The 12,574-nt window shown below is 66.8% G+C and carries 11 protein-coding genes and 1 pseudogene; 5 read left to right on the forward strand and 7 right to left on the reverse strand.

Going from position 1 to position 12,574, the window contains the following annotated elements; all coding sequences use genetic code 11:
• Complete coding sequence (gene cyoE / locus AC1DCU_RS16370) at nucleotides 1-894, forward strand: heme o synthase (protein WP_478014220.1); 894 nt, start codon at nucleotides 1-3, stop codon at nucleotides 892-894.
• 104 nt (nucleotides 895-998) lie between these two features.
• Here the strand turns inward: cyoE and AC1DCU_RS16375 are convergent.
• The 6 genes and pseudogenes from AC1DCU_RS16375 to rpsU all read right to left on the reverse strand — a co-directional run bounded on the left by AC1DCU_RS16375 (nucleotide 999) and on the right by rpsU (nucleotide 6,202).
• Nucleotides 999-1,975: pseudogene (locus tag AC1DCU_RS16375) on the reverse strand (bile acid:sodium symporter family protein).
• 40 nt (nucleotides 1,976-2,015) lie between these two features.
• Nucleotides 2,016-2,519, reverse strand: coding sequence for a protein tyrosine phosphatase family protein (locus tag AC1DCU_RS16380; protein WP_032975626.1), 504 nt, complete (start codon nucleotides 2,517-2,519; stop codon nucleotides 2,016-2,018).
• Between the two features lie 26 nt (nucleotides 2,520-2,545).
• The gene (gene dnaG / locus AC1DCU_RS16385) at nucleotides 2,546-4,285 is read right to left on the reverse strand and encodes a DNA primase (protein WP_312963284.1); all 1,740 of its coding nucleotides are present in this window, start codon (nucleotides 4,283-4,285) and stop codon (nucleotides 2,546-2,548) included.
• Nucleotides 4,286-4,344: 59 nt separating this feature from the next.
• A complete protein-coding gene (locus tag AC1DCU_RS16390) occupies nucleotides 4,345-5,304 on the reverse strand; it encodes a YihY/virulence factor BrkB family protein (RefSeq protein WP_051501539.1) in 960 nt (319 codons plus the stop codon).
• 105 nt (nucleotides 5,305-5,409) lie between these two features.
• The gene (locus AC1DCU_RS16395) at nucleotides 5,410-5,853 is read right to left on the reverse strand and encodes a GatB/YqeY domain-containing protein (protein WP_032975623.1); all 444 of its coding nucleotides are present in this window, start codon (nucleotides 5,851-5,853) and stop codon (nucleotides 5,410-5,412) included.
• 133 nt (nucleotides 5,854-5,986) lie between these two features.
• On the reverse strand, nucleotides 5,987-6,202 hold the full coding sequence (rpsU, locus tag AC1DCU_RS16400; RefSeq protein WP_002808376.1) for a 30S ribosomal protein S21: 216 nt from the start codon (nucleotides 6,200-6,202) through the stop codon (nucleotides 5,987-5,989).
• Nucleotides 6,203-6,368: 166 nt separating this feature from the next.
• Between rpsU and tsaD the strand changes: the two genes are divergently transcribed.
• Nucleotides 6,369-7,394, forward strand: coding sequence for a tRNA (adenosine(37)-N6)-threonylcarbamoyltransferase complex transferase subunit TsaD (gene tsaD, locus AC1DCU_RS16405; protein WP_049468546.1), 1,026 nt, complete (start codon nucleotides 6,369-6,371; stop codon nucleotides 7,392-7,394).
• Nucleotides 7,395-7,436: 42 nt separating this feature from the next.
• On the opposite strand, the gene AC1DCU_RS16410 is transcribed toward tsaD, so the two are convergent.
• Nucleotides 7,437-8,096 carry a hypothetical protein gene (locus AC1DCU_RS16410; RefSeq protein ID WP_442251949.1) on the reverse strand — a complete coding sequence of 220 codons (660 nt, stop codon included), beginning with the start codon at nucleotides 8,094-8,096 and terminating at the stop codon, nucleotides 7,437-7,439.
• A gap of 365 nt (nucleotides 8,097-8,461) precedes the next feature.
• Between AC1DCU_RS16410 and folB the strand changes: the two genes are divergently transcribed.
• The 3 genes from folB to AC1DCU_RS16425 all read left to right on the forward strand — a co-directional run bounded on the left by folB (nucleotide 8,462) and on the right by AC1DCU_RS16425 (nucleotide 12,481).
• Nucleotides 8,462-8,815: a dihydroneopterin aldolase gene (gene folB / locus AC1DCU_RS16415; protein ID WP_025878255.1), complete on the forward strand. Its 354-nt coding sequence runs from the start codon at nucleotides 8,462-8,464 to the stop codon at nucleotides 8,813-8,815.
• Between the two features lie 91 nt (nucleotides 8,816-8,906).
• A complete protein-coding gene (locus AC1DCU_RS16420) occupies nucleotides 8,907-10,178 on the forward strand; it encodes a mechanosensitive ion channel family protein (protein ID WP_033830173.1) in 1,272 nt (423 codons plus the stop codon).
• 128 nt (nucleotides 10,179-10,306) lie between these two features.
• Nucleotides 10,307-12,481, forward strand: a complete 2,175-nt coding sequence (locus AC1DCU_RS16425) for a glycoside hydrolase family 3 N-terminal domain-containing protein (RefSeq protein ID WP_442251945.1) — start codon at nucleotides 10,307-10,309, stop codon at nucleotides 12,479-12,481.
• Nucleotides 12,482-12,574 lie beyond the last annotated feature (93 nt).

The raw sequence follows: 12,574 nt of genomic DNA on the forward strand, positions 1-12,574 counted from the left end.
ATGTTTTCCAACTATCGCCAGTACTGGGACCTGACCAAGCCCAAGGTCGTTGCCCTTATCGTCTTCACCGCCCTGGTCGGCATGGTCCTGGCCATTCCCGGCGTGCCCAGCTGGGAGCAGGTGCGTGCCGGCCTGCTCGGCTTCCTCGGCATCTGGCTTGCCGCGTCCGCCGCTGCAGCCATCAACCAGCTGCTGGATGCGCACATCGACGCGCAGATGGCGCGCACCTCGTGGCGTCCGCTGGTGGTGGGCAAGGTCAAGCCGTGGCAGGTGCTGGTATTCGCCGGCGTGCTGATCGTGCTGTCGATGGYGATCCTGGTGCTGTGGGTGAACTGGATCACCGCGGTGCTGACCTTCGCCTCGCTGATCGGTTATGCGGTGATCTACACCGTCTACCTGAAACGTGCGACCTCGCAGAACATCGTCATCGGTGGTCTGGCCGGTGCGATGCCGCCGATGCTGGGGTGGGCGGCGGTGACCGGCATGCAGGGGCAGTCGGACTGGGCGTACTCGTCGCTGCTGGTGCTGATCATCTTCATCTGGACGCCGCCGCACTTCTGGGCGCTGGCGATCTTCCGTCGCGAGGATTACGCCAAGGCGGAAATCCCGATGCTGCCGGTCACCCATGGCGTGGTGCACACGCGCAAGCAGATCATGGCGTACTCGGTGGTGCTGGCGCTGGTCTGCCTGCTGCCGTACCTGGTTGGCATGAGCGGAGCGTTCTACCTGGGCGGGGCGATCGTGCTCAACGCGGTGTTCCTCTGGTACGCCTGGCGCATGCTCAACCCGCCGGACGAGCTGTTCTCGATGAAGATGTTCAGTTACTCCATCGTCTATCTGATGGCGCTGTTCGCCTTCCTGCTGGTGGACCACTGGATCCTGCCCTGGTTGTAGCGGGTGGATCCGCCGGGCATGGCCCGGCGCTACCTGTGGAACATCCACTGCCCTGGTTGTGACGGGGTGACGCCGCCGGGCATGGCCCGGCGCTGTTCCACAGGTCAGGGCGCGCGCTTGGCATACCGTTGCGCGATCACCCCGCAGACGATCAGCTGGATCTGGTGATAGATCATCACCGGCAGCACGATCGCGCCGAGGCTGCCCCCAGCGAACAGCACCTTGGCGATCGGAACGCCGGTGGCCAGGCTCTTCTTCTCTTCGAGCCGCAGAACACGATGGCGATCTCGTCTTCGCGGTTGAAGCGCAGGCGGCGGGCGATGAAGGTGATCAGCGGCATGGCGATGCCCAGCAGTACCGCCGCCACCACCGCCACCGCGAACAGCGACAGCAGCGGTGTCTTGCTCCACAACCCCTCGGTAACCGCTTCGCCGAATGCCGAGTACACCACCAGCAGGATCGTGGCCTGGTCGGTGTAGCGCAGCAGCGCGCGCTGCCTCTCAACCCAGCCGGCGATCCACGGGCGCAGCAGGTGGCCGGCCACGAACGGCACCAGCAGCTGCAGCATGATGCCGCCGATGGCATGCAGCGGGTCGTGCACGCCGCCGGAGGTGCCGGCCAGTGCGGTCAGCAGCAGGGGCGTGAGGAACACGCCGAGGATGCTCGACAGCGAGGCACTGCACACGGCCGCCGGCACGTTGCCGCGCGCCATCGAGGTGAACGCGATGGACGACTGCACGGTGGAGGGCAGGGTGCACAGGAACAGCACGCCCAGGTACAGCTCAGGCGTCAGCAGCCAGCCGGACAACGGCTTGAACAACAGCCCCAGCAGCGGGAACAGGATGAAGGTGCAGGCGAGGATCGTCAGGTGCAGGCGCCAGTGCAGCATGCCGCCGATGATCGATTCGCGTGGCAGGCGCGCGCCGTGCAGGAAGAACAGCGCGGCGATGGCGACGGTGGTGACATCGTCGAGCACCAGGGCGGCGGCGCCTTTCATCGGCAGCAGCGAGGCCAGGCCGACGGTGCACAGCAGGGCGAGGGTGAAGTTGTCCGGTCGCAGGCGCGACCACCAGCGGGTCATGGTGGATGGGCTCCTTGGTGCGGGGGGATTACCCCGGGAATCAGGGGGTGGGAGAAGGGATCGCCAGACGCTCGCGGGTGGCCGCTTCCAACGACTTCAGGCCGGCTCGCTGGCCCAGTTGCAGCGCCTGTTCCGGGCTGGCGTGTTCGTAGCGTGCGTTGACCAGGCCGAGCACGGCACCGGCGCGGTTGCCGGAAGCGCAGTGCAGCAGCACCGGCCCCTGGCTCTGCTGCAGCGCCTGGTGCACGGCGCGCAGGTTGGTGGCATCCAGGCCTTCGGCGCCGGCTACCGGGATGCGCACATAGCGCAGGCCGAGCGCTTCGGCCTCGCGTGTTTCATCGAAGCCGCGATCTTCATCGGGTTGGCGCAGGTCGATCACCGTGCGCACGCCTTGGGCAGCCAGTTCGTGCAGTTGCGCGGCCGTGGGCTGGCCACCGGCGTAGAGGCCGGGGCGGACTTCAGCAAGAACAGGGTCCGCAGCCCAGGCCGGCAGGATCGGGCAGAGCGACAACAACAACAGCAGGCAGGTCAGGCGCAGCAGCATGCTCTCTCCGGGAATGTGTTCTGCCGCTACAGGCGCAGATTGGCGCGTGCCTTCAGCAGCTCGCGCATCTCGTACTTGTCAGTATCGTCCAGACCCTGTTGTCGCTGCTTGGCGTTGAGGTCGTCGATCCGCTGGAACAGCAGCTGCTTCTCCAGCTGGCCGACTGCGTCATGCAGTTCCACCGTCCACATCGCTTCATCGCCCGCCAGCGTCTGCGCGGCCAAGGTGTGCAGTGAGGCCTGTTCTTCGCGGCCGTCGAAATGCTCCAGCAGGGCGCCGGTACTGATGTCCGGGCGCTGTTCGACCAGCCCCAGCAATTCCAGCAGCAGCTCCACGCCGGGCAGGCGCAGGCCCTGGAAGTGGTGCTTGCCGCCCAGGGTCAGGGCCAGCGATGGCTGCTGCAGCAGGACGGCGATCGCGCCGCGCACCAGGCTGCGCTTGGCCGCCGGCTGGATCGTGCGCGGCGCGGCGCGTTGTGGCATCTGCGGCCGGCCCGCCTGCGCGTTGCCACCCAGGCCGGTCAGCTGCGCCAACTGCTGCTTCATCAGGTCGCCGAAGGCACCATCGGGAATCTGCGCGAGCATCGGCTTGGCGCGCTCGGCCAGCCGTGCCTTGCCGTCCAGGGTGCCCAGGTTGATCTCGCGGGTCAGTTCGTCGAAGAAGAACTGCGACAGCGGCGTGGCCTCCTTCAGGCGTTCGTCGAAGGCCTCGGCGCCTTCCTTGCGCACGATGCTGTCCGGGTCTTCGCCGTCGGGCAGGAACAGGAAGAAGGCCTGGCGGCCGTCCTTCATGCGTGGCAGCACCGATTCCAGCGCCTTCCAGCCGGCGCGGCGGCCGGCGGCGTCGCCATCGAAGCAGAAGAACACGTCCGGCGCGTTGCGGAACAACAGTTCGGCGTGGTCCGGCGTGGTCGCCGTGCCCAGCGTCGCCACCGCCTGGGTGACGCCGAACTGGAACAGCGAGACCACGTCCATGTAGCCCTCGACCACGATCAAGCGCTCGATCTTCTGGTTGGCCTGGCGCACCTGCCACAGGCCGTACAGCTCGCGGCCCTTGTGGAACAGCGCGGTCTCGGGCGAGTTGAGGTACTTGGGGCCGTCATCCTTCTCGAACACGCGCCCGCCGAAGGCGATCACCCGGCCACGGCGGTCGAAGATCGGGAACATCACCCGGTCGCGGAACTTGTCGTAGACGTGGCCGCGGTCGTTCTTGGAGAACAGGCCGGCGCGGTCGAGCAGCTTCATCCGCCGCTCGTCCTTGCCCAGTGCGTCGCGCAGGCCGCTGTAGCCATCAGGTGCATAGCCGATCTGGAAGCGCGCGCGGTTCTCTTCATCCACGCCGCGGCCATCGAGGTAGCTGCGGGCTTTCTCGCTGCCTTCCAGGTTCTTCTGGAAGAACTTGGTTGCCGCGTCCAGCGCCGAATACAGCTCGCGACTGTCATCCTGCTGCTGGGCGTTGCGCGGGTTCTCGCTGCGCGGCACTTCCATGCCGGCACGCTTGGCCAGTTCATCCACCGCGTCGAGGAATTCGAGGCGGTCGTAGTTCATCAGGAAGCTGATGGCCGTGCCGTGCGCGCCGCAGCCGAAGCAGTGATAGAACTGCTTGGTCGGCGAGACGGTGAAGGAGGCCGAGCGTTCGTCATGGAACGGGCAGCGCGCGGCGTACTCCTTGCCCTGGCGCTTCAACGGCACGCGGCTGCCCACCACCTCGACGATGTCGGAGCGGGCCAGCAGGTCGTCGATGAAAGCGTCGGGGATACGGGCCATGGGCAACGAGGCAGGGCGTGGCGGCAGCCACGCGGAAGGGGGAAGTCAGTCCCCCTAGTTTACCCCTTGCCGGCCACGTTCCCGGGCGCGTTCGCCGCAGTGCCAGGGTCGATGCCGGCAGCGAGCAGATGATGGCGTGCGCGCAGGCGTTCATCGATCACCGCGGTCATCAGCGCGCCGACGAAGAAGACCACGGTGGCGTAGTAGATCCAGACCAGCGAGATCACCAGCGCACCCATCGAGCCGTAAGCGCTGCCCGGTGCGACGGTGGCGATGTACACGCCGATGCCATAGCGGCCGAGCGCGAACAGCGCCGAGGTGATGAGGCCGCCGATGAAGGCCTGGCGCCACGCCACGCGCCGGTCCGGCAGGTAGTGATACATGAAGGCGAAGCCGACCGCGTACAGCAGCAGGCTGGTCAGGTAGCCGATGGCCGGCAGGATCGAGGGCAGCTGCGCAAAGGCCACCTGCAGCACGGTGGTGGCGGTCATCGACAGGATCAGCAGGAAGCCCAGCGCCAGCACGACGCCGAAGGAGAACACGCGCTTGCGCAGCCAGGCCTTGATGCCCTCCAGGCGTTCGCCGCTGGTGCGGAAGATCAGGTTCAGTGCGTTCTGCAACTGGGCAAACACCGCAGTGGCGCCAACGAACAGCAACAGCGTGCTCCACAGCCCGGCCAGCGATCCGACGTCGGGCTGGTTGTCGGCATTCTTCAGCACGGTTTCGGCCACGGTCGCGGCACTGCTGCCGGCCACCGAGCTGATCTGGTCGACCAGGGCCTGCTGTGCCGGCGGATACAGCGAGGCGGTCAGCCACAGCAGCAGCACCAGCAGCGGCGCCATCGACAGCAGGGCATAGAAGGAAACCGAGGCGGCCTGGGTCAGCACGTCGATTTCGACGAAGCGCTTGACGACGGCCATCGGGAAACTGTCCTGCAGGCGCTTGATGTACTTGTGCAGGGACGCGGGGCCGCCGTGCGGCGCGCGGTCTTCGGGGGCGTGGGACGTTGGATCAACCATGCCGGAGTTGTAGCAGCACCACGTCGAAGACGCGGTGAAGCAGGTGCGCAGGAGCGCGTCCCGGAGTCCCTTCGCAGTGCGGAAGGGACCCGGGTCTGGCGTTGCTTACGACAGCGCCTGCTTGACCAGCTTGGACACCAGGCCCATGTCGGCCTGGCCGGCCAGCTTGGGCTTCAGCGCGCCCATCAGCTTGCCCATGTCGGCCGCGCTGCTGGCGCCGGTTTCGGCGATGGCCGCCTGGATGGCCGCGACAATCTCGGCTTCGCCCATCTTGGCCGGCAGGTAGGCTTCGATCACCACGATTTCGGCGCGCTCGATTGCCGCCAGGTCTTCGCGGTTGGCCGCTTCAAACTGGCTGACCGAGTCCTTGCGCTGCTTGACCATCTTGTCGAGCACGGCGATCACGGCGGTGTCGTCGAGCTCGATGCGCTCGTCGACTTCCTTCTGCTTGATGGCGGCGTTGATCAGGCGGATGACGCCCAGCTTGTGCTTCTCGCCGCCCTTCATGGCGGCCTTCATGTCTTCGGTGAGCTGCTGCTTCATGCTCATGACGAACCTCGTGGTGGTAGTGGGGCAGGGCGGATGCCCGGGCCCGGAAACGCAAAAAGCCGGCGACGCTCGCGCGTGCCGGCTTCGACTCCATCGCGGCAGGGAATGCCCACCGCAATGAAGATGCGTCCGATCAGTACAGGCGCTGACGCTTGGTAACGTCGCGCGACGAGCGGCGCAGCTGACGCTTCACAGCAGCGGCGGCCTTGCGCTTGCGCTCCTGGGTCGGCTTTTCGTAGAACTCGCGCTTGCGGGTTTCGGCCAGCACACCGGCCTTTTCGCAAGTGCGCTTGAAGCGGCGAAGAGCAAACTCAAAGGGTTCGTTCTCGCGGACTTTGACGCTGGGCATGGAATCTCCGGGACACAGTAGAACCGGGTCACGCCCGGCGAGCCGCACATTATAGTGGCGAATAAACAAACTGCAAGCCACAAATCCTGAATAGGGGCAAGTTGTTGGATTGCAGTGAGGCCTGCCAGTTCCCCGAGGGGTTGGCAGGGGCGTCATAATAGCAGGCATGCGAGTCCTTGGCATCGAATCTTCCTGTGACGAGACCGGCGTGGCGGTGTATGACACCGACCTGGCCGGCAGCGCTGCCCTGCGCGCCCATGCGGTCTACAGTCAGATCGCCCTGCACGCCGAGTACGGCGGTGTGGTGCCTGAACTGGCCAGCCGTGACCACGTGCGCAAGCTGCTGCCGTTGATCCGGCAGACGCTGGCCGAGGCCGGGCTTGGCGTGAACGACATCGACGGGGTGGCCTACACCGCCGGCCCCGGCCTGGTCGGGGCGCTGCTGGTGGGCGCCGGCGTGGCCCGGTCGCTGGCCTGGGCGCTGGAGGTCCCCGCCGTGGGCGTGCACCACATGGAAGGTCACCTGTTGGCGCCGCTGATGGAAGACGATCCGCCGCAGGCCCCGTTCGTGGCGCTGCTGGTGTCCGGTGGCCATACCCAGCTGGTGGCCGTCGATGCCATCGGCCAGTACCGGCTGCTGGGCGAAACCTTGGACGACGCCGCAGGCGAAGCCTTCGACAAGACCGCCAAGATGATGGGCCTGCCGTACCCCGGCGGGCCGCAGCTGGCCGCGCTGGCCGAGCAGGGCACGCCGGGCGTCTACCGCTTCACGCGGCCGATGACTGATCGCCCGGGCCTGGATTTCAGCTTCTCCGGCCTGAAGACCCAGGTCCTGATGGCCTGGCGCGACAGCGACCAGAGCGAGCAGACCCGCGCCGACATCGCCCGTGGCTTTGAAGACGCCGTGGTCGAGACCCTGTGCATCAAGTGCGAACGCGCGCTGGAAGCGGCCGGCACCAATGTGATCGTGGTGGCCGGCGGCGTGGGTGCGAACAAGCGCCTGCGCGCCCGCCTGCAGCAGATGGCCGAGCGCCTCGGCGGCCGCGCCTGCTTCCCGCGGCCGGCGTTGTGCACCGACAACGGCGCGATGATCGCCTTCGCCGGCGCGCTGCGCCTGCTGGCGGGCCAGCACAGCCCCCCGAAGGTGGACGTCACCCCGCGCTGGGACATGGCGACGCTGCCGGCGGTGTAAAGCCCCGCAACCGGTAGCGCCGGGCCATGCCCGGCGGACGCATTATGGACGCCCTGCCAACGGAGAGGCCGCCAGCACCGTGGTGGCCCGTTCATGGCGCTGCAGCCATGCCAGCGTGTGCGGGCACCGGGCGTGGATCAGCCGCCCGATCGCGGCCAGGTCGGCGCCGATGTCGCGCTCAAGGATCGGTTCGTGGTGGGCGATGCGGTTGCGCAGGTGGCGGATGCGGTCGATATCTGCGTGGATGGCTTTCCTGGTGACACTGGGATGGGCCGAAGGCGCATGGCGTAGAACACCGCTGAGTGCTGGTATCCACAGCGAAGCGTCGAAGCGGCAGGTGAAGAGCTGCTGCCAGAAAACCATCGGCAGGTTGGCGACGATCTCGGGCGTGTCGGTGGTACGGCCGGTGACCAGTTCCAGTGCGGTTCTCGCCGAAGCGGATGAAGATGCCGGCAACCTGCGACGGAAGGCATCATTCCACGGCCATCGAGGCCCATGTTGCCGGGCCAGCGCCGATGCGGCTGCGTTGCGGATGACCACTTCGCACAGATGCACCGGCATCATCAGCGCACCGCACATCCGCATGTTCCACAGGTACAGGGATTCGGCGGTGACACCCGGGCTGCAGGCCGATGCAATTCTCTCGTAGGTCGACAGGCGCTCCGCTGACAGAGCGCGCCTCAATGCATCGTATGCAGCCATCGTGATGTGCGGTGGTGAAGGAAGGGTCGATGCTGGCCAGAGACGGCGGCGATCACCATCGGGGAACGCCGTTGCCTGCGTGACCGATTTCCTGTGTTTCGGCTCGGACGAATTCCGTGAGTTGCTTTGTCGCAATTGGCCTTGACCGGCGATTGGGTCCTTGCCTAACCTCAGTGCCTGCGCCACCGGGACCCGCGGCTTGAGAAAGCTCCCCCCGGGGACAAAACGGTAGTACCAAAGGGCCCCGCTAGCAGGGCCCTTTGTCTTTTCCAGACCTTGCGAATGCCCGGCGACCCTCCTCCGTTCCGGGCAGGCTCACTGCCGTCCCGTTACCATGGCCGCCTGTTTTCCGGCTGGTAACCGCAATGGACAAGGTTTTCATCGAAGGGCTGACGATCGACGCCCTGATCGGCATCTACGATTGGGAGCGGCGGATCCGCCAGGACCTGGTGTTCGATCTGGAGATGGGGTTCGACAACCGTCGCCCGGCCGCCAGCGATGACATTGCCCACACCCTGAACTACAAGGCGGTCAGCAAGCGCCTGGAGCAGTTCGTGCGCGAATCGGAGTTCGGCCTGGTGGAGACCCTGGCCGAGCGCTGCGCGCAGATCGTGCTGGACGAGTTCGACGTGAAGTGGCTGCGCCTGAAGCTGAGCAAGCCCGGGGCGGTGCGCGGTGCACGTGCGGTCGGCGTGATCATCGAACGCTCGCGGGACTGACACGCCGGTAATGCCGGCCGTCGGCTGGCAACCCCCGGTAGTGCCGGCCGCTGGCCGGCAACCTCAACAGCAATGAAGAAGGAGACAACCGATGGTGGACGCAGTGGTGGCGGTACAGTGGCTGGAAAAGCTGCAGAACACACTGGAACCCTATCCTGGCGCCTACCTGGCGTTGATGATCTCGGCGCTGCTGGTTGCCGCCGGCCTGGCCAACTGGGTGACCAAGCGCATCCTGCTGCGCGGCCTGCGTCGCCTGCTCAACCGCCTGCCCGGCGCCGATACCGGCCGCGGCAGCCATCTGATGCGGGTCATTTCGCGGCTGTCCAACGTGGTGCCCAGCCAGGTGATCGCCTCAGGCATCCGTATCGTGCCGGACCTGCCGCCGGGCCTGGTCGGCTTCATCATCGGTGCCTGCCAGGCGTGGGCGATCCTGACCGTGGTGCTGGCGCTGTCGCATGCGCTGGATGCGGCCAACGACCTGTACGAACGTCGCCCCGAGGCGCGCAACAAGCCGATCAAGGGGTACCTGCAGGTCGCCAAGATCATCATCTTCGTGATCGCCGGGCTGTCGATCGTTGCCACCCTCGCCGGTGTCGACCTGCGCTACCTGGTCACCGGCCTGGGCGCGGCCACCGCAGTACTGATGCTGATCTTCCAAGACACCATCCTGTCGCTGGTGGCCAGCGTGCAGATCAGTGGTGATGGGCGTATCCGTATCGGCGACTGGATCGAGATGCCCAGCCAGAATGCCGACGGCGATGTCATCGATATCGCCCTGCATACGGTGACGGTGCAGAACTTCGACAAGACCATCACCACCATCCCGACCAAGAAGCTGGTGACCGAGTCGTTCAAGAACTGGCGCGGCATGCAGGAGGCCGGTGGCCGCCGGATCAAGCGCGCGCTGTTCCTGGACCAGCACAGTGTGCGTTTCATGGAGGAGGACGACCTGGCCTTCCTCGGCCAGTTCGCCCTGCTGGGCGACTACCTGCGCGGCAAGCAGCAGGAGCTGGGCCAGTGGAACGGGCGCCTGCGCGAGCAGGGCGTGGCCGAGGTCAACAGCCGCCGGGTGACCAACCTGGGCACCTTCCGCGCCTACGTGGAGCGTTATCTGGCCAGCCACCCGGGCATCCATACCGATATGACCCTGCTGGTGCGCCAGCTGCAGCCGACCACCGAAGGCCTGCCGCTGGAGCTGTACTGCTTCACCCGCAGCACCGCCTGGGGCGAATACGAGGCGGTGCAGTCGGACATCTTCGACCACCTGCTGGCGATCCTGCCGGCCTTTGGCCTGCGGGTGTTCCAGGCGTCCAGCGACGCGATGTTGATGGCCGGGCAGCGCCAGTTGGCCGGCTCGGAGTAAGCTGCGATGCCCCCGGCCGGACCGTACGGATCCGGCTGGTGGCTGAAACTGAATGACGAAACCTCTCGCCAAATCGTCCGGGATCGCTAGAATGCCGGGCTTGTAAACGTTTTCATTAAGGACTGCCGGTGGCCTCCGATCGCATCGAATCCCTCATTGCCCAGATGACCGTCGAGGAAAAAGTCGGCCAGCTGGGTGTCTTCGCGGACATGGTCCGCCCGTTCGCCCCGGACGTGAACCCGGAAGCCAACGTGCGCAATGCCGACCAGGTGCTGCAGCAGGTGCGCGAGGGCAAGGTCGGCTCGCTGTTCAACGGTGTCGGCGCCGAGCTCGGCCGCCGCATCCAGCAGGTCGCCACCGAGGAGAGCCGCCTGGGCATCCCGGTGATCCTGGCGGCCGACGTCATCCACGGCATGCGCACGGTGTTCCCGATTCCGCTGGGCGAGGCCGCCAGCTTCGAGCCGGATCTGGCCGAGCGCACCGCGCGCGCCACTGCGGTTGAAGCTACCGCTGCCGGCCTGCACTGGACCTACGCACCGGCAGTGGACATCGCCCGTGACCAGCGCTGGGGCCGCGGTGCCGAAGGTGCCGGTGAGGACGTGGTACTGGGCTGTGCCTTCGCCGCTGCCCGCGTGCGTGGCTTCCAGGGCAGCGACCTGCGCGCCGCCGACTCGCTGCTGGCCACGCCCAAGCACTTTGCCGCCTATGGCGCGGTGATGGCCGGCATGGAATACAACATGGTGGACATTTCGCCGCAGACCCTGCGCGATGTGCACCTGCCGCCGTTCAAGGCGGCCTTCGATGCTGGCGCGATCACCGTGATGTCCTCGTTCAACGACATCAACGGCGTGCCGGCCAGCGCCAACGCCGAGCTGCTGACCGACATCCTGCGCGGTGAATGGAAGTTCCCGGGCGTGGTGATCTCCGACTACACCGCCGACATGGAACTGGTCGCGCACGGTTATGCCGCCGACGACCGCGATGCCACCGCCAAGGCGTTCACCGCCGGCCTGGACCTGAGCATGCAGAGCGGCTTCTACGCCGAGCACCTGCCGGGCCTGGTGGAGAGCGGCGAGGTGCCGATGAGCGTGCTGGATGAAGGCGTGCGCCGCATCCTGTGGCTGAAGGAAGCCATCGGCCTGTTCGACGACCCGTACCGTTCGCTGGACCCGGCGCGCGAAGCCGATACCTCCCATATCGACGCCCATGACGAACTGTCGCGTGATGCCGCGCGCCGTTCGATCGTGCTGCTGAACAACCGCGACAACGTGCTGCCGCTGCAGAAGAACGGGCAGAAGATCGCGCTGATCGGCCCGTTCGTGCAGGACCGCGACAACATCGAAGGCTGCTGGACGCTGTTCGGCGACAAGCAGCGCTACGTGGATCTGGAAACCGGCGTGCGCGCGGCCATCGGCGATGACGCGCAGCTGGAAGTGGTGCCGGGATGCGAACTGGAAGCCGCCATTGCCGGTGGCACCGAGGCGGCCGTGGCCGCTGCGCTGCGCGCCGACGTGGTGGTGCTGGCGCTGGGCGAGCCGCAGCGTTACAGCGGCGAGGCGCAGTCGCGCGTGGAGATCACCCTGCCGCCGGCACAGCAGGCGCTGGCCGAAGCGGTGGCGATGACCGGCAAGCCGCTGGTGGTGCTGCTGCGCAATGGTCGCGCGCTGGCCCTGCAGGGCGCCGTGCGCAATGCGCATGCCGTTGCGATCACCTGGTACCTGGGCACGCAGACCGGCCATGCCGTGGCCGATGTGCTGTTCGGCGATTACAGCCCCTCCGGCCGCCTGCCGGTCAGCTTCCCGCAGGTGTCCGGCCAGCAGCCGTACTTCTACAACCACCCGCGCACCGGTCGCCCGGAACTGCCGACGATGTCGGAATTCAAGGCACGCTGGCGCGAGATTCCGAACGAGCCGTTGTACCCGTTCGGCCATGGCATCGGCTACACCACCTTCGCCTACGGCGTGCCGCAGCTGAGCAGTGCGCGCGTCGGCTGGGACGACACCCTGACCCTGACCACCACGCTGACCAATACCGGCAGCGTGGCTGGCGAGGAAGTGGTGCAGCTGTACATCCACGACCGCGTGGCCAGCCGCGTGCGGCCGGTGCGCGAGCTGAAGGACTTCCGCAAGGTGGCCCTGCAGCCGGGCGAGTCGGCCGAGGTGGTGTTCACCCTGACCCGTGAACAGCTGGCATTCACCGGCCGCGACGGCGTGCTGCGTGCCGAGCCGGGCCTGTTCGACGTGTGGGTGTGCGCCTCGTCGATGGCCGGTGACGCGGTGCAGTTCGAACTGCTGAAGGCCTGATCGGTAGAGCATCCACGCATGGCGTGGATCTACTGGCAATGAGTAGCGCCGGGCCATGCCCGGCGTCCTCACCCATGGCGAACACGCCGGGCA

The organism is Stenotrophomonas sp. 10L48 (assembly GCF_056395105.1).